The organism is Buttiauxella agrestis ATCC 33320 (genome assembly GCF_000735355.1).
Taxonomy (GTDB): Bacteria; Pseudomonadota; Gammaproteobacteria; order Enterobacterales; family Enterobacteriaceae; genus Buttiauxella; species Buttiauxella agrestis.
On the sequence record NZ_JMPI01000056.1, the window covers coordinates 1 to 22,710 of the forward strand.

Sequence of the window (22,710 nt, forward strand, 5' to 3'; positions counted from 1 at the left end):
ATTTGTTCATTCGAGTGACATTAACGTCAGAAATAGATAAATAGTTAATATGGATAGTCCTGCAACAGTTCCCTTAAATAACGAACAAAATGATGCTACCTGGGTTGAAGGGCTGAAAGACAGTTTACCGATTGTCATCAGCTATATTCCGGTAGCTTTCGCATTTGGATTGAATGCGACCAAGCTGGGATTCACGCCATTTGAGAGCCTGTTTTTCTCCTGCATTATTTATGCTGGTGCCAGCCAGTTTGTGATTACCGCTTTATTGGCTGCTGGCAGTTCTTTGTGGGTAGCCGCATTAACAGTCATGGCAATGGATGTGCGCCACGTCTTATACGGCCCTTCCCTGCGCCAACGAATTACCCGTCAGTTGAGCAAACCTAAAACCGCGATTTGGGCTTTTGGCCTGACCGACGAAGTTTTTGCCGCAGCCACTGCGAAGCTGGTGCGCGATAACCGCCGCTGGAGCGAAAACTGGATGATCGGCATCGCATTCAGCTCCTGGTTCTCGTGGATACTGGGCACCGCACTAGGTTCATGGTCCGGGAATGGTTTGCTGGATAACTTCCCTGCTGTGGAAGCGGCGTTAACCTTTATGTTGCCTGCCCTTTTTATGAGCTTCTTACTGGCGTCGTTCCAGCGTAAGCAGTCATGGACGGTGACCGCTTCGCTTGCGGGCGCATTACTGGGCGTCACGCTGATTTCTATTCCTGCGGCGATTTTTGCGGGCATTGCGTGTGGATGCCTGGCAGCATTAGTACAGACGTTTTATCAAGGAGAACCAGAATGAGTACACAAGTGCTTTGGCTGGGTCTGCTGGTCGGCTTTGCTAACTATATGTTTCGCTATTTGCCTCTGCGCATCCGGGCAAATTCGACGCGCCCGGCAAAACGTGGCGCGACAGGCGTCCTGCTCGACAGTATTGGCATTGCGTCAATTTGCGCTTTGCTGGTGGTTTCCAGCGTGCCTGAAATCATGCATGACGCGCAGCGTCTGGTCCCGACGTTAATGGGATTTATCATTCTCGGGCTGAGCTTTTACAAAACTCGCAGCATTATTATCCCGACGTTATTAAGTGCTCTGGGTTATGGATTAACCTGGAAACTCATGATGGTGATCACCGTCTGACGATGAAAAACGTATAAACAATACATTTACTTTATTTGTCACCATCGTTATTATATCGACCGCAACTAATGAGGTTATGCCAAAATGGATAGTTCGTTTACGCCCATTGAACAAATGCTAAAATTTCGCGCCAAACGCTACGAGGAATTCCCATACCAGGAAGTTCTTCTGACCCGCCTGTGCATGCATATGCAGGGCAAGCTTTTGGAAAACCGCAATAAAATGCTGAAAGCTCAAGGGATTAACGAGACGCTATTTATGGCGTTGATCACTCTTGAATCGCAGGAAAGCCATAGCATTCAGCCTTCAGAATTGAGCTGTGCTCTGGGTTCTTCCCGTACCAATGCGACCCGTATTGCTGATGAACTGGAAAAGCGTGGCTGGATTGAACGCCGTGAAAGCGATAACGATCGCCGCTGCCTGCATCTGCATTTGACCGAAAAAGGTCACGAATTCTTACGTCAGGTGTTACCGCCGCAACACCGCTGCTTGCATGAGCTGTGGTCTTCACTGAGCGGTACGGAGAAAGAGCAGTTGGAAAATATTACCCGCAAACTGCTGACCCGCCTGGATGAAATGGATGAGAACCAGACCGTACTTGAAGCCGTGCGCTAAGTGCCGTCATCGCGTGAAATCGTAGTGCCCCAAAAAAGATGAATACCGACAGGCCAGCAACTCACCTTGCTGGCCTGTCGGGTCTAACAGGTCGGCTCAGCCGATCACTATAATAAAAAAGTGTGGAGATAAGCATGAGCGCACATGCGGAGACTCAAACCCCGCAACAGCCGGGTAACAAGAAAGGCAAACGTAAAGGTGCCTTACTCCTGTTGACCCTGCTGTTTGTCATTATTGCTGTGGCATATGGGATTTACTGGTTTTTAGTATTACGTCACTACGAAAATACGGATGATGCGTATGTGGCCGGTAATCAGGTACAGATAATGTCCCAGGTTTCCGGAAGCGTAACCAAGGTTTGGGCTGATAATACCGACTTCGTTAAACAAGGCGATGTGCTGGTAACGCTAGACCAGGCTGATGCAGAGCAAGCCTTTGAGCAAGCACAAACCGTGTTGGCTTCAAGTGTTCGTCAGACGCGTCAGTTAATGATTAACAGCAAGCAATATCAGGCCAATATTGAGCTGCAAAAGACTTCTCTTGCACAAGCTCAAAGCGACCTGAATCGCCGCGTACCGTTGGGGAATGCCAACCTGATTGGTCGTGAGGAATTGCAACACGCCCGTGATGCCGTTGCATCGGCTCAAGCGCAACTGGATGTTGCCGTTCAGCAATATAATGCCAATCAGGCGATGATCCTGGGCACTAAACTCGAAGAGCAGCCAAGCGTTAAGCAGGCCGCAGCCGAGTTGCGTAATGCCTGGATGGCGCTGCAACGTACCAAAATCGTCAGCCCAATGACCGGCTATGTTTCGCGCCGTGTCGTGCAAGTTGGCGCGCAAATTAGCCCAACGACTCCGCTGATGGCCATCGTGCCTGCGAGCGGTTTGTGGGTGGATGCAAACTTCAAAGAGACCCAACTTGCGCATATGCGCATCGGCCAACCGGCGACTGTCGTCAGTGATATTTACGGCGATAAAGTTGAGTACACCGGTAAAGTTGTCGGCCTGGATATGGGCACCGGCAGCGCGTTCTCTTTGCTCCCGGCACAAAATGCGACGGGTAACTGGATCAAAGTCGTTCAGCGTTTGCCTGTGCGTATTGAACTGGATGCAAAGCAGCTTGAGCAACATCCGCTGCGAATCGGTTTGTCGACACTGGTGACTGTGGATACCAGTAACCGCGAAGGCAGTATGCTGGCAAATACGACTCGTCACTCTCCGGTGTATGAAAGCAATGCGCGCGAGCTGAATCTTGCGCCTGCCAACGAGCTTATCAATAACATCATCCAGGCCAATGCGGGTTAACAAAGCGGAGCTTGTATGAAACAGCAGAAACCGCTGGAAGGTGCTCCACTGGTCATTATGACCATCGCCTTGTCATTGGCGACCTTTATGCAGGTGCTGGACTCTACCATCGCCAACGTGGCAATTCCGACTATCGCCGGGAACCTTGGCTCATCATTGAGCCAGGGAACCTGGGTTATTACCTCGTTTGGGGTGGCGAACGCCATCTCCATTCCGATAACCGGGTGGCTTGCCAAGCGCCTTGGTGAAGTGAAGCTGTTCATGTGGTCAACGATTCTGTTCGTGTTGGCATCATGGGCATGTGGCGTGTCCAAAAGCCTGGAGATGCTGATTTTCTTCCGCGTTATCCAGGGGATTGTTGCCGGGCCGTTGATTCCGCTCTCACAAAGTCTGCTGCTGAACAACTATCCGCCTGCTAAGCGAAGTATCGCTCTGGCGCTGTGGTCGATGACGGTTATCGTAGCGCCAATTTGTGGGCCAATTCTCGGTGGTTATATCAGTGATAACTACCATTGGGGTTGGATCTTCTTTATCAACGTGCCGATCGGTGCGGTGGTGGTTCTGCTGACGCTGCAAACGCTGCGTGGGCGCGAAACCAAAACCGAGCATCGTCGCATTGATGCCATCGGCCTTGCGTTGTTGGTTGTAGGCATTGGTAGCCTGCAAATCATGCTCGACCGTGGTAAAGAGCTGGATTGGTTTAACTCAACCGAAGTGGTGGTTCTGACTGTCGTCGCGGTGGTGGCGATAAGCTTCTTGATTGTCTGGGAGCTGACGGACGACAATCCGATCGTTGATTTGTCGCTGTTTAAATCGCGAAACTTTACCATCGGGTGTCTGTGTATCAGTCTCGCCTATATGCTCTACTTCGGCGCAATTGTTTTGCTGCCGCAGCTATTGCAGGAGGTATATGGCTACACGGCAACCTGGGCGGGTCTGGCGTCGGCACCGGTCGGGATCATTCCAGTTCTGCTATCGCCGATTATCGGGCGCTTTGCTCACAAACTCGATATGCGGCGTCTGGTGACGTTCAGCTTTATTATGTACGCCGTCTGTTTCTACTGGCGTGCTTATACCTTTGAACCGGGGATGGATTTTGGCGGGTCAGCCTGGCCGCAATTCATTCAGGGCTTCGCTGTGGCCTGTTTCTTTATGCCATTGACGACGATTACCCTTTCCGGTTTACCGCCTGAGCGCATGGCAGCAGCATCGAGTTTGTCGAACTTTACCCGAACCCTTGCCGGTTCGATTGGTACGTCGATAACCACGACGCTTTGGACTAACCGCGAAGCGTTGCACCACGCGCAGTTAACGGAGTCGGTCACGCCATTTAACCCGAATGCGCAGCAGATGTATTCGCAGCTCGAAAATCTCGGTATGTCGCCGCAACAAGCCTCTGGCTATATTGCGCAGCAGATTACCAACCAGGGGCTGATTATTTCGGCCAATGAGATTTTCTGGTTCTCAGCGGGAGTCTTTATTCTGCTGTTGGGGTTGGTGTGGTTTGCCAAACCACCGTTTGGTGCCGGTGGCGGCGGCGGTGGAGCGCACTAAGTCAGACAGAATGTCAGAAATACAAAAGGGGCCGATTGGCCCCTTTTTGCATTTACTCATTATTGTCGGATGACGTTGCTTATCCGACTTACAGGTGCAGCTCTTTGAGTGTCTCTTTCGGCAGAGCCAGCTCTTCGTTGCTGTTTACGCTCACGCCATGCTCAAGGATATGACGCGCGATATCCTGTGCTTCTTGCAGCGAGTGCATGTGGTAAGTGCCACATTGGTAAACGTTCAGCTCAGGGATCTGGTTTTGCTCTTTTACCTTCAGTACGTCTTCCATTGCTGCTTTCCATGCATCAGCAACGCGAGTCTCTTCCGGTACACCAATCAGGCTCATATAGAAACCCGTACGGCAGCCCATTGGTGAAATATCAATAATCTCTACGCCATTCCCGTTCAGGTGGTCACGCATAAATCCAGCAAACAGGTGCTCAAGAGTATGAATCCCTTTTTCTGGCATCACTTCCTTGTTCGGGATACAAAAGCGCAGATCAAATACAGTGATAGTATCGCCATGAGGCGTATGCATCATTTTGGCCACACGCACTGCTGGTGCGCCCATTCGGGTATGGTCAACGGTGAAGCTATCCAACAACGGCATCTGACAACCTCCGATAAGTGATTTTTTTAAAAATAAAATGAACCAATCTTTCCTACGCTACTCTGAGTATATGAAAGACGCGCATTTGTTATCATCATCCCTGATTCAGAGATGAATATTTTGGCCACACTCATTGTGGCCTTTTTCTTTTGTATCAAGAGTGACTTTCAAGCCAGACATCAAACGGCTCAGTATCACTGGCCTCGATATCACGCTGGCGCTGCCATGAAGCATCACACTCTTTCTGCAATACTTCTTCAGTCAAAATCTCCAGCGGCTCTTGTACCAGAACCTGACGGTATTGCTCTGCCAACGCAAGCCCTGTACCGCCAATACCATTATCAATCATAGACCGCAGAATACGTGCTGAGTACGTTAATTCTGGATCGTCAAAGCACGCAACCAGTTGGTCGCACACATCTTGATATTCTGTATTTCCGGCAATGCCATCGAGCGTTTCGGCAACACGGCGTAAATCTGCAAACAGATCTTTGCCCACTTTTGGCAGCGGATGTTGCGCGGTTTCACAGCCCATACCCAGCGTCAGGCCCGGTTTGCGGCCTTCAAGAATCACACGATTCCAGTTTTTGCGGGTACATAACAATTCGTCGCTGCTCATTTCAGGTGCGTCAGCCAACACACACCAAATCATAAACAGATCAAGGAAACGAACCTGCTGCTCGTCAACGCCAATTGGCGAGAACGGGTTGATATCGAGGGAACGCACTTCGATATATTCAATCCCGCCACGCATCAGCGCATCAGAAGGCGACTCACCCGCCCCTGTGACGCGTTTAGGGCGAATCGGTGCGTAGAGTTCATTTTCAATTTGCAGCACGTTGGTGTTGATTTGAAGACGCTTGCCGTCCTTCTCTAACCCCATCTGCTCGTATTCTTCCGATGGCGTCTTAATGGCACGTTTCAATCCGGCGACATAAGTCTCCAAATCGTTAAACGTGATGCCAAGATTGCTCTGGGATTTATTGGTATAACCCAAATCGCTCAGGCGCAATGAAGTCGCATACGGTAAGTAATTCATGCCGCATTCGGTTTTTTCAAACGGCAATGCGCTTTCTTTCCCTTGCAGGAAGGATGAACAGATTGCAGGCGATGCACCGAATAAATAAGGGATGACCCAACCAAAACGATAGTAGTTACGAATCAGGCGGAAGTATCCGGCGGAAATCGCTTCTTTACCGCTCTGCGCATCTTCTACGCCCAGACGAGCCTGCCAGAACTCCAGCGGCAACGAGAAGTTGTAGTGAACGCCAGAGATGGTCTGCATCAACGCACCGTAACGATTTTTCAAACCCTCACGATATAACGTCTTTAAACGACCGTTGTTGGATGAGCCGTACTGTGCCAGCTCAATGTTCTGACCATCGTTGATGTAGCATGGCATGCTCAGCGGCCACATGCGCTCGTCACCCAGTTCACGGGCCGTATGGCGATGGAGATCGCGCATAAACGTCAGCATATGGTCGATGTCGCCATCAACAGGAGTGATAAACTCCAGCAGTGCTTCGGCGAAATCGGTGGTTATCCATTTGTGTGTCAGCGCAGAACCAAGGCTTTCCGGGTGTCCAGTTGTCGCCAACTGACCATCTGGGGTGACTCGCAGCGTTTCACGCTCAAGACCACGATGAATACCTTTTACTGCCTGAGGATGCTTTTCCAGCCAGGCCAGCGCCTGTGATACGTTCGGGATCAAATTGACCTCCCGCCTGTCGAATTCATTTTTATTAAGCATAATTGTTTTAGGTGGGGGTGATAATTATCATTCCACTCAATTAGTGCCACCACGCCATGCCTTGAACCGTTGCAGCCGCTACAACGATATAGCGAAGCGCTTTACCAAGGCATAAAAAAAAGATTACCGGTCCCCAGCTCATTCTTAATAAGCCAGCTAACAGGCACAGCAGATCGCCGATTACAGGCATCCAACTGAGTAATAATGTTACCGGGCCAAAACGCTCCAGCCACGCACTTGCCTTTCCGTGCCAGCGCGACGTTTCCCGTAACGGGAAAAACCGCCCCAGAATAACGTTAGTCAGGCCTCCAAGGCTATTACCCATTGTTGCTATCACAATGAGTAACCAGGTCGGCCCTGAGCCTGCAACTAATAGCGCAATCAGCACCGCCTCTGAACTTCCTGGCAATAAAGTAGCGCTAAGAAAACTGCTGGTAAATAACGAAAAAAGCGAAAGCGCCTCACTCACAGCAAACGGACGTCCACACCATCCATTCCAGCCGCTCGTGCAGCTTCGAGGCCGAAATCGGCATCTTCAAACACCACACATTTTTGCGGTGCAACGCCCATTAATTCAGCGCATAGCAAAAAAGTATCAGGAGCGGGTTTGTGATTTTTAACATGATCGGCCGCGACAACTGCGGAGAAATACTGACGTAAACCTAAGTGGTTTAGCAGCGCCTCGGCAATATCGCTTTCGCTGCCTGTTCCCACGGCCATTGGCCGACGACCATGCCAGGATTTAACGACTTCAATGAGGGGAAGTGGGCGCACCGTATCAAGAAGCATAGCTCTTACGGCCTGCGTTTTTTCCTGCGCAAGACGATGGGGATCAAGATCTGCACGATTGAGTTCGATAATCGCCTGCGCAATACGCCAGGTTGGGGAGCCATTCAACGCAACCATTGCCTGTTCGTCGAACTGCATACCATAACCCGCTAACGTTTCACGCCACGCCTTACGATGTGTTGGCTCGGTATCGAGGATGGTTCCGTCCATATCGAAAATCAGACCGTCGTAACGTTCGTACATCTCATCCCTCACATCACACAATATTGAGGCGTTACTTTAGCGTAAACCAATAATATTGTCGCTTATTTGTAATTGAGATAGTTCAGAAGGTAACTAATGGGTTTGTTTGGTGTTACTGGGGATTTTGTTTTTGAAATTCAGGAGGTAAAACTTGGGGGGAATATGGTGCACCCAGGAAGATTACTCGCCGAAGGCTCGCCCTTCGGGCCGTTGCTGAAGCAACGTTATCTTCCCTTGTGCTTGCTGAGAAATTGAATTTCTCTGAAGCGCTACCATTGCTGGTATTTGGGAGGAATATGGTGCACCCAGGAAGATTCGAACTTCCGACCGCTCGGTTCGTAGCCGAGTACTCTATCCAGCTGAGCTATGGGTGCATCGAGTTACTGCTTTGACTTCTGAATCAATGTCACTGAACTTGCCGTAACATCGAAGAAGATGGTGCACCCAGGAAGATTCGAACTTCCGACCGCTCGGTTCGTAGCCGAGTACTCTATCCAGCTGAGCTATGGGTGCACGGGATTACTTCTTTTACTGCTGACTTAATGCTGTTTGTTGTTCTAAACAACATCAACAAGATGGTGCATCCGGAGCGTTACTCGCGGTGCTTGCCCTGACGGGCCGTTGCGTGAGCAACGTTTTTCTCCCTGCTGCTCGCTAAGAAATTAACTTTCTTTGGAACACTACCAGTGCTACGTGGTAGGAGGAAGAATGGTGCACCCAGGAAGATTCGAACTTCCGACCGCTCGGTTCGTAGCCGAGTACTCTATCCAGCTGAGCTATGGGTGCAAAATGGCGGTGAGGCGGGGATTCGAACCCCGGATGCAGCTTTTGACCGCATACTCCCTTAGCAGGGGAGCGCCTTCAGCCTCTCGGCCACCTCACCACACGCCTCTTTCGAGGTGTACCGTTGAACTTGTTTCTGCTCATCGGCACTGCGTGGCGCACATATTACTTTCCCGCACTTATAAGTCAAACAATTTTTCCCAACTAATTTTTAATTGCACACTTCACACACAATTCGGGCGAATTCACGGCAAAAAGAGTGTTTTATCAACAAGCAAGATAGGGGTAATGGCGAAAAGAAAGCGATTAGGGCAAGTGAGAATTTATGATGATGACAGGAAACATGGGAGGTATTGCGAGGTAATGCGAAGAAAATAAGCCTGTAAAACGAAGCGTCTCGCTAGTGGTTAGCGAGACGCAGTAACTTTAGTAACTCGTTTGTTGCGATTTTTCAGCCTGGATACGTTGGTAGATCTCTTCACGGTGAACAGAAACTTCCTTAGGGGCGTTAACACCAATACGAACCTGGTTACCTTTTACCCCAAGTACTGTCACGGTCACCTCATCCCCAATCATGAGGGTCTCACCAACTCGACGAGTTAGAATCAGCATTCTTTGCTCCTTGAAAGATTAAAAGAGTCGGGTCTCTCTGTATCCCGGCATTCTCCATCATATACGCCAAAAAGTAAGTAGTGACAAACACATAAAGAGTGAACGGCCACGACACTACATTCTGTTATGACTAAGTCTAGCCGATATACGGGACTTTAACCTGACTTTATCATTATTGAGTGTGTGCAAATTAGTAAGACGCCATAACCTGAATGAGCTATGGCGTCTGTCTGCACTTTATTTTTTTACTTAGAGCTTCGCCGAGACCCAGGCTTCCACACCGGCCAGAGCGCCTGGCAATGCTGCCGCGTCTGTACCACCTGCTTGAGCCATATCTGGACGACCGCCCCCTTTGCCTCCAACTTGCAGGGCAATGACTCCAATCAGTTCCCCCGCCTTGACGCGGTCGGTCACATCTTTAGATACACCAGCAATCAAAGAAACTTTGCCTTCTGATACCGTCGCCAGAACAATAATTGCCGAGCCAAGCTGATTTTTGAGGTCATCAACCATGGTACGCAACATCTTCGGTTCAACGTTGGCAAGCTCACTCACAAGGAGTTTAACGCCTTTCACATCGACAGCTTTGCTGGAAAGGTTTGCACTCTCCTGCACCGCCTGCTGTTCTTTCAACTGCTGCAATTCTTTTTCTAGCTGACGGGTACGCTCCAGTACTGAACGCACTTTCTCATTCAGATTCTGGCTGTCGCCCTTAAGCAACTGTGCAATATCCTGCAACTGTTCGCTCTGCGCATGCAGATTTGCCAGCGCGCCTTCACCGGTAACAGCTTCAATACGACGAACACCCGCAGCAGTACCTGATTCAGCAACGATACGGAACAGGCCAATATCGCCAGTACGTCTGGCGTGAATCCCACCGCAGAGTTCAGTTGAGAAATCACCCATGCTCAGAACACGCACGTGATCATCATATTTCTCACCAAACAGAGCCATCGCTCCTTTCGCTTTAGCCGATTCCAGGTCCATGACATTGGTTTCGATTGGCAAGTTGCGGCGAATCTGGGCGTTCACAATATCTTCTACCGCACGCACTTCAGCTGGTTTCATCCCTTCAAAATGAGAGAAGTCAAAACGCAGGCCTTTGTCGTTTACCAGAGAACCTTTCTGCGCAACGTGAGTGCCCAGAACCTGGCGCAATGCCGCATGCAGCAAGTGAGTCGCAGAGTGATTCAGACGAATGCGAGAACGACGCTCTTCATCAACTTCAGCTTTTACGCTATCGCCGACTTTCACAACGCCCGCAATTAACTTGCCCAGATGGCCGATAGCCTGGCCATACTTCTGCGTATCGCTGACAGCAAAATCTACGCCGTTCGCTTTAATCGCACCTTTGTCGCCAACCTGGCCGCCAGATTCTGCATAGAATGGCGTCTCGTTGAGTACTATAACCGCTTCTTGTCCGGCAGTAATTTGCTCTACCGCTTTACCGTCAACAAACAGCGCGGTGACTTTCGCAGTCAAATCGGTGTGATCGTAGCCTTTGAACTCAGAAGCAGAATCCACGCGAATCATGCTGTTGTAGTCAGCGCCAAAACCGCTGGACTCACGTGCACGACGGCGTTGCTCTTCCATAGCAGCTTCAAAGCCTGCTTCGTCTACCTTGAGGTTACGTTCACGGCAAACATCGGCTGTCAGGTCAACCGGGAAACCGTAGGTGTCGTACAGACGGAAAGCAGTTTCGCCATCAAGAGTGTCGCCGGTCAGTTTCGCCAGTTCTTCATCCAGCAGCGCCAGGCCACGCTCAAGTGTACGAGCAAATTGCTCTTCTTCAGTTTTCAGAACTTGCTCAACCAGCGCTTGCTGGCGTTGCAGTTCTTCGCCCGCCGCACCCATCACTTCAACCAATGGGCCAACCAGTTTGTAGAAGAAGGTTTCTTTCGCGCCCAACATGTTGCCATGACGAATCGCGCGACGAATGATGCGACGCAGCACATACCCACGGCCTTCGTTCGACGGAGTAACACCATCAGCCACCAGGAATGCGCAAGAACGAATATGGTCAGCGATAACACGCAGCGACTTGCTGGTCAGATCGGTTGCGCCAGTAACTTTGGCAACAGACTGAATCAGCTTGCTGAACAAGTCGATTTCGTAGTTGGAATTAACGTGTTGCAGCACAGCGGCAATACGCTCCAGACCCATACCGGTATCAACCGACGGCTTCGGCAGTGGCAGCATAGTGCCATCCTGCTGACGGTTGAACTGCATGAACACGAGGTTCCAGATTTCGATATAGCGGTCACCATCTTCTTCAGGACTGCCCGGAGGGCCGCCCCAAATGTGGTCGCCATGGTCAAAGAAGATTTCAGTACATGGGCCGCACGGACCGGTGTCACCCATCTGCCAGAAGTTGTCAGATGCGTAAGCGCCGCCTTTATTATCGCCAATGCGGATAATGCGCTCGCGCGGAACACCAACTTCTTTTTCCCAGATTTCAAACGCTTCGTCGTCAGTCTCGTATACCGTGACCCACAAACGGTCTTTTGGCAGGTTAAACCACTGCTCGCCGGTTAATAATTCCCATGCGAAATTGATGGCATCATGCTTGAAATAATCGCCGAAGCTGAAGTTACCCAGCATCTCAAAGAAAGTGTGGTGACGGGCAGTGTAACCGACGTTTTCCAGATCGTTGTGTTTACCACCTGCGCGGACACAACGTTGGGACGTTGTTGCACGGGAATAATTACGTTTGTCGAGACCAAGGAATACATCCTTGAACTGGTTCATCCCGGCATTGGTAAACAGCAAAGTAGGATCGTTATTCGGAACCAGGGAGCTACTCGCTACAACCTGGTGACCTTTACTATGGAAAAAATCGAGAAACGCCTGACGGATCTCAGCGGTGCTCTTGCTCATAATTATCCTGAAATCAAGCTAACGAGGAGTTAGCAAACCGGTCATAGCCAATTTTGATGCTTTGGTCTTGACCTGTTTGCCTGGAAAAAGTGGGAATAAGATAAGTTTTCTTATCGGGGAAGTAAAATCCCGCGTGGCCCTAATCGGCAAAATTTAGATATTTACCGTGAATAAACGCCCTGGACATCTTCCATGAAGAATCCGCGGTATAGAAGAAAACGCTGCACCTTAGCTCGTTCTTTCCATTCAGTTGGAAGCGGCTCACCAAATTTTCGCTCAGCAATTTCTTGTGCCATCACCTGCCAGTCTATTTCACAATTCAGCATTGCGGCTTCACTGGTCTCTCGCGAAATACCTTTGCTTTGCAATTCCTGGCGAATACGCTGCGGGCCATAACCTTTGCGGCCACGACTGGCTATAAAGCGTGTTGCGAAAAGTTCGTCATCCAGCCAGCGATGTTCATAACACCAGGCAATCACCTTTTCGATATCTTCTGGCGTAAAAGGATCTTCGTCTGTTTTTGGTTTTCCGGGAAAAGTCGGCTGGGCCGTGAGTTTGCGACGAAGTTCTTGTTCGCTGTGATCGCGCATCGCCAAAATGCGAGTGGCTTTGTCTAATAATCGGGAATAAGGGCTGCGGCGGGAAGTAGATTCAGCAGGCATAGCGGATAACCTGTTTAAAAGAAATGTTGTTACGCAGAAACAAACAAGGGCTGCCGTAGCAGCCCTTGTGGGATTTAGAAGTCTTCTTTAGTTTCGGCAACGTCTTTGTCGTGGTCATCAACGACGAAATCTGGTGTGCCATCCTGGTTATTGAGCAGCATGTCACGTAGTTTCTTCTCGATTTCGACAGCCATTGGCTTGTTTTCTTTCAGGAAGTTACTGGAGTTTGATTTGCCCTGGCCAATCTTCTCACCGTTGTAGCTATACCAGGCGCCCGCTTTTTCAATCAGCTTGTGCTTCACGCCTAAATCAACCAGCTCGCCGTAGAAGTTAATACCTTCGCCGTACATGATCTGGAATTCAGCCTGTTTAAACGGTGCAGCAATTTTGTTTTTAACGACTTTAACGCGGGTTTCACTCCCCACCACGTTATCACCATCTTTCACTGCGCCAATACGACGGATATCCAGACGGACAGAAGCGTAGAACTTCAGCGCGTTACCACCGGTAGTGGTTTCTGGGTTACCAAACATCACACCAATTTTCATACGAATCTGGTTGATGAAGATAAGCAGGGTATTGGATTGCTTAAGGTTACCCGCCAGTTTACGCATGGCCTGGCTCATCATACGTGCCGCAAGGCCCATGTGAGAGTCACCGATTTCGCCTTCAATTTCAGCTTTCGGCGTCAGAGCGGCAACGGAGTCAACAACCAGAACGTCTACCGCACCAGAACGTGCCAACGCATCACAGATTTCCAACGCTTGCTCACCAGTATCTGGCTGGGAGCACAGCAGGTTGTCGATATCTACGCCCAGTTTTTTAGCGTAAACCGGATCCAGAGCGTGCTCGGCATCGATAAACGCACACGTTTTACCTTCACGTTGAGCGGCGGCGATAACTTGCAAAGTCAGCGTCGTTTTACCAGAAGACTCTGGCCCGTAGATTTCAACGATACGACCCATTGGCAGGCCACCGGCCCCCAGAGCGATATCCAGTGAAAGTGAACCGGTAGAGATCGTTTCCACGTCCATGGTACGGTCTTCACCCAGACGCATGATGGAGCCTTTACCGAATTGTTTTTCAATTTGGCCAAGTGCTGCCGCTAACGCCTTCTGTTTGTTTTCGTCGATAGCCATTTTTACTCCTGTCATGCAGGGTGATACACGGATGTGCCACACTGCTTACTATGCTGTTTTGTTGTGCCAATTATACTGTATGGTCATACAGTATCAAGCTTATTTTTGAGAAATTCTTCCCACAGAGTTTGCAGTGCGTATTCCGTGGCCTGGCGGCGAACTGAGTCACGGTCGCCGTCAAAACATTGATGGTGTGCAACCGTTCCATCTTTCTTTGAAGCAAAACCAAACCACACCGTACCGACGGGTTTTTCAGCACTGCCGCCGTTTGGCCCGGCAATTCCGCTAACAGCAACCGCGAAGTCTGCTGCGGCCGCATATAACGCCCCTTGCGCCATTTCGCGCACTACGGCTTCACTCACTGCGCCGTGAGTTTCCAGGGTGCCGCTGTCAACACCAATCATCTGGTGTTTTGCTTCATTACTGTAGGTAACAAAGCCGCGTTCAAACCAGGCGGAACTGCCCGAAACATCGGTAATCACTTTCGCAATCCAGCCACCAGTACAAGATTCAGCAGTGGTAAGAGTGGCGCCGAGCTGACCCAGCGCTTCACCGACCTGGTGACTTAATTGACGCAATGTTTTCTCTGTCATGTTGGCTCCGATTGTAGACATATCGCAGGCTTACACGATAGCACTTAACGATGCTTTCAGAGGATTACATTAGATAATACGAGGCGGTTCCAGAAAAAACAGAACGGCCAGCGAATGCTGGCCGATTAAATCACTTCATGCTGTTAGCAATAGCGTCCACATTATGTTTAAACGCCATTTCGTAGGTACTGGCTGGGCCACCTGCAGGTGAAAGTGCTTCAGGATAAAGCTCGCCCCCCGGCTGTGCGCCACTGGCAGCAGCAATTTGTTTTACCAGGCGAGGGTCGGTCTGGTTCTCAATAAAGTAAGTTTTGATGTGCTGATTTTTAAGCTGTTTAATGAGTGTCGCAACATCGCTGGCGCTCGCTTCAGCTTCTGTTGAAAAACCCACTGGTGCAAGGAAAGTGACACCATATTCCTGGCCAAAATACCCGAATGCATCGTGACTGGTGAGCACTTTGCGGTGCGATTTTGGAATAGACTCAAAACGTGTTTTCGCCCAGCTATCCAGCAGTTTCAAGCGAGTGACATACTCGGTGCCGCTCTCGCTAATTGCTGACGCATTTTCAGGGTCGGCAGCCATCAGCGCTTTAGTGATATTTTGCGCGTAGATAGCTCCATTTTCAGCACTGTTCCAGGCGTGCGGATCGGTAATTTGCTTACCTTCCTCCTCCATTTTACGCGTGGAAACGCCTTCGGAAGCGACAATCACTTTGCCTTTATATCCTGACGCACTCACCAGGCGGTCCATCCACCCTTCCATTCCCAGCCCGCTCACAATAACCACGTCAGCTTTGCTTAACGCAACGCTATCTTGTGGTGAAGGTTCAAAGCTATGGGGATCACCATCTGGCCCCACCAGACTTTTCACCGTCACATGCTCACCGCCTACCTGTTTTGCCATATCAGCCAGCACCGTAAAACTGGCAACCACATTGAGGTTTTTAGCGAGTGCCGCCTGGCTGGAGCAAGCCAGCACCAATGCCATCATCATCCCAAAACGTTTCATTTAATCCCCTTGCTTGTTGTTATCCAGCCTCTACAAAGGCTCCGAACCAGCCCGCTACGCGAACCAAAAAGTATTGAGATAAAGAAGCCTACGCTTGCCGTTAATACGATGGCCGGGCCTGCGGGGAGTGCTGCGGCAAAAGACCACGCCAACCCAAACCAGGCGGATAACAGGCCGCAAATCACGGCAATCAGCATCGCGCCTGGTAACGTTTTCGCCCAGCAACGCGCAGAAACAGCGGGCAGCATCATCAATCCGACAGACATCAGCGTGCCGAGAATTTGAAATCCCGCGACCAGATTAAGCACCAGCAACGCCAGAAAAACACCGTGTATAAGATGGGGAGCAAAGCGGTTATTAACCTGCAAAAAGCTGCGATCAAAGGTTTCCATCACCAGCCCTCGATACAAACCGGCCAGAATAAGCAACGTCACGCTCGCAATCACGCCAACAAAGAGAGTGGCCTGGCTATCCACCGCCAGAATGGAACCGAACAATAGATGCAGCAAATCGACACTGGAACCCCGTAACGATATCAGCGTCACGCCCAGTGCCAGCGAGCCGAGATAGAACCCGGCAAAACTGGCATCTTCTTTTAGATTGGTTCGTGAACTGACCAGGCCTGAGATTAACGCCACCAGTACGCCTGCCACAAAACCACCAATGCCCATGGCGATCAATGACATACCTGCCAATAAATACCCTACGGCAACACCGGGTAAAATCGCGTGCGACAGCGCATCGCCCACCAGGCTCATGCGTCGCAGTAAAAGGAAAATCCCTAACGGAGCGGTACTAATAGATAACGCCAGGCACGCCACCAGCGCCCGGCGCATAAAGCCGTAGTCGATAAATGGTTCGATTAAAAAGTGATAAATCATGCGGATAACGCCAAAGATGTGCCTGTTTGCGAGTAACGAGGCAATACTTGAGCAGCATCCCCCCAATGGAAATTTTCTTGCTCAAGCAGTAAAACTTGCGTGAAATGTCTGCTGACGCGTTCGTTGTCGTGCAGTACCGCCATGACCGTTTGCCCTGCCTGGTGCATCTGGCAGATTAACGTCATCAAAAAATCACTGGTCTGGGAATCAACGCCGGTAAAGGGTTCATCCAGCAATACCAGCGGTGCGTTTTGCACCAACAGCCGCGCGAATAACATTCTTTGAAACTGACCACCGGACAGCATTTCGATAGGTTTTTTGCTGTAAGCGCCTAAACCAACACGCTCAATAGCATCGGTTACTTGCTGGCGATTTTTGCGATTCAACGCAGAAAACAGGCCACGCGCAGGCCATGCCCCCATGCAAACCACATCGTAAACGGTGGTAGGGAACTGCCGTTCCATCTCGGCGAGCTGCGGCAACCACGCAATGCGGGGGGCGCATCCATCCGTAAATAATAATTGCCCGGAAACCGGCGGCTGAAGCTTCAACAGCGTTTTGAGTAAGGTCGATTTCCCAGTGCCGTTCGCACCGATGATGGCCGTCATGCTGCCTTGCGTAATATGGCCGGTTAATGGCGCAGTTACGGCCTTTCCCTGGTAGCCCAGCACTAATTGATTTAGCGAGATCATGGCAGTGCAATCGCCCATAAAATTGCCAGCCATAGCCCAGCTAGCAAAATTAAGACGGCACAAAATCGTACCGGCGCAGCCATGGTAAAGAGTGTCCGTGAAGGAAGCATTGCGGGATAAACCACTTAATTTGATTTGTTATAACATAACATAAATTAAATTGAATGCGATGTAAATTCCTGATCGACGATCAGGAAAAACCTTCACGATATAAACGAGGGGAAAACCCCCGCCTCAGAATAAGGCGGGGAAAAGCTTACTGAACGCGAGCCAGCGCAACCGCCTGACCTAGCTGCCAGACCGCCATTGCATAATGCGTGCTGTGGTTGTAGCGCGTGATGGTGTAGAAGTTCGGCATGCCGTACCAGTATTGATATCTGTCACCCATATCCAGGCGCAACAAACTAGCTTCCTGATGATTCCCCAGGGAACTTTGTGGGGTAAGTCCGGACTGCTGCAACGCAGAAACCGAATATTTGGTTTTGAAACCGTTCGCCAGCCCAGGGACCTGGCCGTTGGCCGGAACCGCGACTAAATCGCCCTTCACCCAACCGTGACCTTTAAAGTAATTCGCGACGCTGCCGATGGCGTCTTCCGGATCCCATAAATTCACATGGCCGTCGCCGTTGAAATCAACCGCGTATTCTTTAAAGGAGGATGGCATAAACTGACCGTAGCCCATCGCCCCGGCAAACGAACCTTTCAATGCCAGCGGATCATCGCCTTCATTACGCGCCATCAACAGGAAGGTTTCCAGTTCGCCCGAGAAGTATTGCGCACGACGCGGATAAGCAAATGACAACGTCGCCAGTGCATCAATGATGCGCGTTTTACCCATCACGCGGCCCCAGCGGGTTTCCACACCGATAATCCCGACAATAATTTCCGGTGGCACGCCATAAACCTGGAAAGCACGTTTCAGCGCGTCATCATATTGATTCCAGAACGCGACACCATTTTGCACGTTATCTGGCGTAATGAACTTAGCGCGATAACGTAACCATGCGCCGTTTGGACCCGGAGGTGGCGCGGTGGTTGGCGCTTGTTGATCCATCAAACGCAGCACGTAATCTAATCTTTTCGCCTGAGAAAGCACTTCATGCAATTGCTGGCGGTCAAAGCCGTGCTCGCTCACCATTTTATTGATGAACTTCTCGGCTTCAGGATTATTGGCAAAATCCCCCGTCTGCATAAAGACATCATGTTGCGGCTGCAACAGGAAACCACCCGAAGGCGTGCCGGCTTGCTGCTGCGGAGTTTCAGTTTTCGGTTTGCTGCTACATGCGGCCAGCAAAACAATAAGCGGAAGTAACGCGACGGAGTAACGCATGTGTTGAGATATCCATATGACTAACGACGAATGTGTATTCCTTATGGTAAATCAAAATCACAGCGGGAGTAACAGACTCTGCGAGCCGACGCGAAGATTTCCTGCTGTTTGGCGATATGTCAGCGAGTGGTTCTATGGTGTAATAGCGAAGCTTTTCACGGTGAATCAGCTTCATGCGATAATGTGACCACTAACAATAATAAAAAATCGCAATTAACTTTTAATTCAATGGATTAAAAAGAAAAACATTATGAGTACAACGGAAAATCTCGACACCCATACCCCAATGATGCAGCAGTATCTGCGCCTCAAAGCAGAACATCGCGACATCTTGTTGTTCTATCGCATGGGTGACTTTTACGAGTTGTTTTATGACGATGCAAAACGTGCGTCACAGCTTCTTGATATTTCCCTGACTAAACGCGGCGCATCCGCCGGGGAACCGATTCCTATGGCTGGCGTGCCACATCACGCCATCGAAAACTATTTAGCTAAGCTTGTGAATCTGGGTGAATCTGCCGCAATTTGCGAACAAATTGGCGATCCGGCTACCAGCAAAGGGCCTGTCGAGCGCAAAGTCGTGCGCATCGTTACGCCTGGCACCATCAGTGATGAAGCCCTGCTGCAAGAGCGCCAGGACAACCTGCTGGCCGCCATCTGGCAAGACGGCAAAGGCTTTGGGTATGCCACGCTCGATATCAGCTCCGGGCGTTTTCGCCTGTCCGAGCCGGAAGATATCGAAACTATGGCGGCGGAGCTTCAGCGCACAAATCCTGCTGAACTGCTGTACGCAGAGGATTTTGCCGAAACTCGTTTGATTGAAGGCCGCCGTGGTTTACGTCGCCGCCCGCTGTGGGAATTTGAAATCTCCACCGCGCGCCAGCAGATGAATATGCAATTCGGCACACGTGATCTCACCGGTTTTGGCGTCGAAAATGCCCATCACGCGTTATGTGCTGCTGGTTGCCTGTTGCAATACGTTAAAGACACACAGCGTACTTCACTGCCGCACATCCGTTCAGTCACCATGGATCGCCAGCAAGACAGCATTATTATGGACGCCGCAACGCGCCGTAATCTGGAGATTACCCAGAACCTGTCTGGCGGCTTTGAAAACACGCTCGCGTCAGTGCTGGATTGCACCGTCACGCCGATGGGCAGCCGTATGCTCAAACGCTGGCTGCATATGCCGATTCGTAATGTTGATATTCTGCAAAAACGCCAGCAGACCATTGCCGCTCTGCAGGATCGTAGCGCTGAAATTCAGCCGGTATTGCGTCAGGTCGGCGACCTCGAACGTATTCTGGCGCGCCTGGCCTTACGCACCGCGCGCCCGCGTGATTTAGCGCGTATGCGCCACGCATTCCAACAGTTGCCAGAACTGCGTGAGTTACTGGCCGATGTCCCGACTGATTATGTGCAAACGCTGCGTGAGAACATGGGCGAATTCACCGAACTTCGTGAATTGCTCGAGCGCGCGGTGGTGGAGTCGCCGCCCGTGCTGGTGCGCGATGGCGGCGTGATTGCGCCGGGTTATCACGAAGAGTTAGACGAGTGGCGTGCGCTGGCTGATGGCGCGACAGATTATCTCGATAAACTGGAAATCCGCGAGCGTGAAAAACTCGGTCTGGATACGTTGAAGGTCGGTTTCAACGGCGTGCACGGCTATTACATTCAGATTAGCCGCAGCCAGAGTCACCACGCGCCGATTCACTACGTGCGCCGCCAGACGCTGAAAAATGCCGAACGCTATATCATTCCTGAACTGAAAGAGTACGAAGACAAAGTTCTGACTTCCAAAGGGAAAGCATTAGCGCTCGAAAAACAACTTTACGATCAGCTGTTCGACGCGTTGTTGCCTCATCTTGAAGCGTTGCAACAAAGTGCGACCGCTCTCGCGGAACTGGATGTTCTGGTGAACCTTGCTGAACGTGCGTACAGCCTGAATTACACTTGTCCGCAATTAAGCGATAAACCTGGTATTAAAGTCATCGGGGGCCGCCATCCGGTGGTTGAACAAGTGCTGAGCGAACCGTTTATCGCTAACCCGCTAAGCCTTGCTCCGCAACGCCGTATGCTGATTATTACTGGCCCGAACATGGGCGGTAAAAGTACCTATATGCGCCAGTCCGCGCTGATTGTATTGCTTGCCTATATCGGCAGTTTTGTTCCCGCACAACAGGCAGAAATTGGCCCAATTGACCGTATCTTCACCCGTGTCGGTGCCGCAGATGACCTGGCATCCGGGCGCTCAACCTTTATGGTGGAGATGACCGAAACCGCCAATATTCTGCATAACGCCACCGAACACAGCCTGGTGCTGATGGATGAAATTGGCCGTGGAACATCCACTTATGATGGTTTGTCGCTCGCCTGGGCGTGTGCAGAAAGTCTGGCAAATCGCATCAAAGCCATGACGCTGTTCGCCACGCACTATTTTGAGCTGACAACGCTACCTGAAAAAATGGAAGGTGTAGCGAACGTTCATCTTGATGCGATTGAACATGGCGATACCATTGCGTTTATGCACAGCGTGCAAGACGGTGCGGCGAGCAAAAGTTATGGCCTGGCCGTTGCCGCGCTGGCAGGCGTGCCAAAAGAAGTGATTAAACGCGCGCGTCAAAAACTGCGCGAGCTGGAGACGCTTTCTAATAACACTGCAGCCACGCAAGTAGATGGTACACAGATGTCGCTGTTGTCAGTGGCTGAGGAAACCTCGCCTGCGGTTGAGGCGCTGGAAGCGTTAGATCCGGACTCGCTGTCACCGCGTCAGGCGCTGGAGTGGATTTATCGCCTGAAGAGTCTGGTGTAGAAAACGCCGGATGGCGCTGCGCTTATCCGGCCTACAAAAAACATAAAAAAAGCGGTGACCTGAGTCACCGCTTTTTTATTTGAACAGTCGATTATTCGCGGAACAATGCTTCGATATTCAGACCTTGCGTCTGCAAAATTTCACGCAGACGACGCAGACCTTCAACCTGAATCTGACGAACACGTTCACGAGTCAGGCCGATTTCACGCCCCACATCTTCCAGTGTTGCAGCTTCATAGCCTAGCAGTCCAAAACGACGAGCCAGCACTTCACGCTGTTTGGCGTTCAGTTCAAATAACCACTTAACGATACTTTGTTTCATATCGTCGTCTTGCGTGGTGTCTTCCGGGCCGTTGTCTTTTTCGTCAGCCAGAATATCCAGCAGCGCTTTTTCAGAATCGCCACCCAACGGGGTGTCTACTGAAGTAATGCGCTCGTTGAGACGCAGCATACGGCTAACATCATCAACCGGTTTATCCAGTTGCTCGGCAATCTCTTCTGCACTCGGCTCATGGTCAAGCTTGTGAGAGAGTTCGCGAGCGGTACGCAGATAAACGTTCAGCTCTTTCACGATATGAATCGGCAAGCGAATCGTACGGGTTTGGTTCATGATTGCCCGTTCGATGGTCTGACGAATCCACCATGTTGCATACGTTGAAAAACGGAACCCACGTTCTGGGTCAAATTTCTCAACGGCACGAATCAGCCCCAGATTACCCTCTTCAATCAAGTCCAGCAGAGCCAGACCGCGATTGCTATAACGACGGGCAATCTTAACCACCAGACGCAAGTTACTTTCAATCATGCGACGGCGGGAAGCGATATCACCACGCAGAGCGCGGCGGGCAAAATACACCTCTTCTTCGGCTGTCAATAATGGGGAATAACCAATCTCCCCAAGATAAAGCTGAGTCGCGTCAAGCACACGCTGAGTGGCCCCCTGTGACAACAACTCCTCTTCGGCTATGTCGTTATCACTGGGTTCCTCTTCTACGAGGGCTTTTTCGTCAAAGACCTCAACTCCATTCTCATCATATTCCGCGTCTTCATTTAACTCGTTAACTTTCAGCGTATTCTGACTCATAAGGTGGCTCCTACCCGTGATCCCAGGGCAAAATACTTATGTGCATAAATACAGCTCTGCAGTTAAGTACTTCGCCGGCTTATCGCTGCGGCAAGTAACGCAGCGGGTTGACGGATTTCCCCTTGTAACGAATTTCAAAATGTAAACGTGTTGAACTGGTTCCGGTGCTACCCATGGTAGCTATCTTCTGCCCCGCCGTGATTTCTTGTTGTTCCCGGACCAGCATTGTATCGTTATGGGCGTAGG

Annotated in this window: 21 protein-coding genes and 4 tRNA genes; 6 read left to right on the plus strand and 19 right to left on the minus strand. The window is 50.6% G+C overall.

All coding sequences use genetic code 11. The features are described 5' to 3' along the window. Positions 1–49 precede the first annotated feature (49 nt). From GBAG_RS15745 to emrB, 5 genes are all read left to right on the plus strand, one after another. Positions 50–790 carry an AzlC family ABC transporter permease gene (locus GBAG_RS15745; RefSeq protein WP_034497905.1) on the plus strand — a complete coding sequence of 247 codons (741 nt, stop codon included), beginning with the start codon at positions 50–52 and terminating at the stop codon, positions 788–790. Beyond that, the gene (ygaH, locus tag GBAG_RS15750; RefSeq protein ID WP_034497907.1) at positions 787–1,128 is read left to right on the plus strand and encodes an L-valine transporter subunit YgaH; all 342 of its coding nucleotides are present in this window, start codon (positions 787–789) and stop codon (positions 1,126–1,128) included. Before GBAG_RS15745 ends, ygaH begins: the two co-directional genes overlap by 4 nt. Before the next feature lie 84 nt (positions 1,129–1,212). Beyond that, positions 1,213–1,743 carry a transcriptional repressor MprA gene (mprA, locus tag GBAG_RS15755; RefSeq protein ID WP_034497909.1) on the plus strand — a complete coding sequence of 177 codons (531 nt, stop codon included), beginning with the start codon at positions 1,213–1,215 and terminating at the stop codon, positions 1,741–1,743. A 134-nt stretch (positions 1,744–1,877) separates the two neighbouring features. Continuing rightward, positions 1,878–3,050 (plus strand): multidrug efflux MFS transporter periplasmic adaptor subunit EmrA, encoded by a 1,173-nt coding sequence (gene emrA, locus GBAG_RS15760; RefSeq protein WP_034497911.1) that lies wholly within the window; start codon positions 1,878–1,880, stop codon positions 3,048–3,050. A gap of 15 nt (positions 3,051–3,065) precedes the next feature. Beyond that, positions 3,066–4,604, plus strand: a complete 1,539-nt coding sequence (gene emrB / locus GBAG_RS15765) for a multidrug efflux MFS transporter permease subunit EmrB (RefSeq protein WP_034497913.1) — start codon at positions 3,066–3,068, stop codon at positions 4,602–4,604. Positions 4,605–4,692: 88 nt separating this feature from the next. On the opposite strand, the gene luxS is transcribed toward emrB, so the two are convergent. The 17 genes from luxS to mltB all read right to left on the minus strand — a co-directional run bounded on the left by luxS (position 4,693) and on the right by mltB (position 18,568). After that, the gene (gene luxS / locus GBAG_RS15770) at positions 4,693–5,208 is read right to left on the minus strand and encodes an S-ribosylhomocysteine lyase (protein ID WP_034497915.1); all 516 of its coding nucleotides are present in this window, start codon (positions 5,206–5,208) and stop codon (positions 4,693–4,695) included. A gap of 154 nt (positions 5,209–5,362) precedes the next feature. Beyond that, a complete protein-coding gene (gene gshA, locus GBAG_RS15775; protein ID WP_034497936.1) occupies positions 5,363–6,919 on the minus strand; it encodes a glutamate--cysteine ligase in 1,557 nt (518 codons plus the stop codon). Positions 6,920–6,998: 79 nt separating this feature from the next. Beyond that, positions 6,999–7,427, minus strand: coding sequence for a YqaA family protein (locus GBAG_RS15780; protein WP_034497917.1), 429 nt, complete (start codon positions 7,425–7,427; stop codon positions 6,999–7,001). Then, positions 7,424–7,990: a fructose-1-phosphate/6-phosphogluconate phosphatase gene (gene yqaB / locus GBAG_RS15785; RefSeq protein ID WP_034497919.1), complete on the minus strand. Its 567-nt coding sequence runs from the start codon at positions 7,988–7,990 to the stop codon at positions 7,424–7,426. Before yqaB ends, GBAG_RS15780 begins: the two co-directional genes overlap by 4 nt. A 297-nt stretch (positions 7,991–8,287) precedes the next feature. Then, a tRNA-Arg gene (locus GBAG_RS15790) sits at positions 8,288–8,364 on the minus strand. Between the two features lie 62 nt (positions 8,365–8,426). Further along, positions 8,427–8,503, minus strand: a tRNA-Arg gene (locus GBAG_RS15795). Positions 8,504–8,699: 196 nt separating this feature from the next. Next, positions 8,700–8,776 (minus strand) — tRNA-Arg (locus tag GBAG_RS15800). 4 nt (positions 8,777–8,780) lie between these two features. Continuing rightward, positions 8,781–8,873 (minus strand) — tRNA-Ser (locus GBAG_RS15805). A 326-nt stretch (positions 8,874–9,199) separates the two neighbouring features. Beyond that, complete coding sequence (gene csrA, locus GBAG_RS15810) at positions 9,200–9,385, minus strand: carbon storage regulator CsrA (RefSeq protein ID WP_013574027.1); 186 nt, start codon at positions 9,383–9,385, stop codon at positions 9,200–9,202. A gap of 249 nt (positions 9,386–9,634) precedes the next feature. Continuing rightward, entirely contained in the window at positions 9,635–12,262 is a 2,628-nt protein-coding gene (alaS, locus tag GBAG_RS15815; RefSeq protein WP_034497920.1) for an alanine--tRNA ligase, read from the minus strand. Positions 12,263–12,423: 161 nt separating this feature from the next. Further along, the gene (locus GBAG_RS15820; protein ID WP_034497922.1) at positions 12,424–12,924 is read right to left on the minus strand and encodes a regulatory protein RecX; all 501 of its coding nucleotides are present in this window, start codon (positions 12,922–12,924) and stop codon (positions 12,424–12,426) included. A 74-nt stretch (positions 12,925–12,998) separates the two neighbouring features. Beyond that, positions 12,999–14,063: a recombinase RecA gene (gene recA / locus GBAG_RS15825; RefSeq protein ID WP_034497924.1), complete on the minus strand. Its 1,065-nt coding sequence runs from the start codon at positions 14,061–14,063 to the stop codon at positions 12,999–13,001. 83 nt (positions 14,064–14,146) lie between these two features. Continuing rightward, a complete protein-coding gene (gene pncC / locus GBAG_RS15830) occupies positions 14,147–14,656 on the minus strand; it encodes a nicotinamide-nucleotide amidase (RefSeq protein WP_034497925.1) in 510 nt (169 codons plus the stop codon). A 130-nt stretch (positions 14,657–14,786) separates the two neighbouring features. Further along, positions 14,787–15,665: a metal ABC transporter substrate-binding protein gene (locus GBAG_RS15835; protein ID WP_034497927.1), complete on the minus strand. Its 879-nt coding sequence runs from the start codon at positions 15,663–15,665 to the stop codon at positions 14,787–14,789. Continuing rightward, positions 15,662–16,546 (minus strand): metal ABC transporter permease, encoded by an 885-nt coding sequence (locus GBAG_RS15840; RefSeq protein WP_034497928.1) that lies wholly within the window; start codon positions 16,544–16,546, stop codon positions 15,662–15,664. The genes GBAG_RS15835 and GBAG_RS15840 overlap by 4 nt, the downstream gene beginning before the upstream one ends. After that, positions 16,543–17,256, minus strand: coding sequence for a metal ABC transporter ATP-binding protein (locus GBAG_RS15845; RefSeq protein ID WP_246864886.1), 714 nt, complete (start codon positions 17,254–17,256; stop codon positions 16,543–16,545). The genes GBAG_RS15840 and GBAG_RS15845 overlap by 4 nt, the downstream gene beginning before the upstream one ends. A gap of 238 nt (positions 17,257–17,494) precedes the next feature. Further along, positions 17,495–18,568 (minus strand): lytic murein transglycosylase B, encoded by a 1,074-nt coding sequence (gene mltB / locus GBAG_RS15850; protein ID WP_034497930.1) that lies wholly within the window; start codon positions 18,566–18,568, stop codon positions 17,495–17,497. Positions 18,569–18,818: 250 nt separating this feature from the next. Here mltB and mutS point away from each other — a divergent pair, with 250 nt between their 5' ends. Next, complete coding sequence (gene mutS / locus GBAG_RS15855; protein WP_034497932.1) at positions 18,819–21,380, plus strand: DNA mismatch repair protein MutS; 2,562 nt, start codon at positions 18,819–18,821, stop codon at positions 21,378–21,380. A 91-nt stretch (positions 21,381–21,471) separates the two neighbouring features. Here the strand turns inward: mutS and rpoS are convergent, their stop codons facing one another. Continuing rightward, a complete protein-coding gene (gene rpoS / locus GBAG_RS15860) occupies positions 21,472–22,464 on the minus strand; it encodes an RNA polymerase sigma factor RpoS (RefSeq protein WP_034497934.1) in 993 nt (330 codons plus the stop codon). Between the two features lie 79 nt (positions 22,465–22,543). Beyond that, positions 22,544–22,710, minus strand: a 167-nt coding sequence (locus tag GBAG_RS22300; RefSeq protein WP_081908420.1) for a peptidoglycan DD-metalloendopeptidase family protein, incomplete at its 5' end; no start/stop codon positions are given.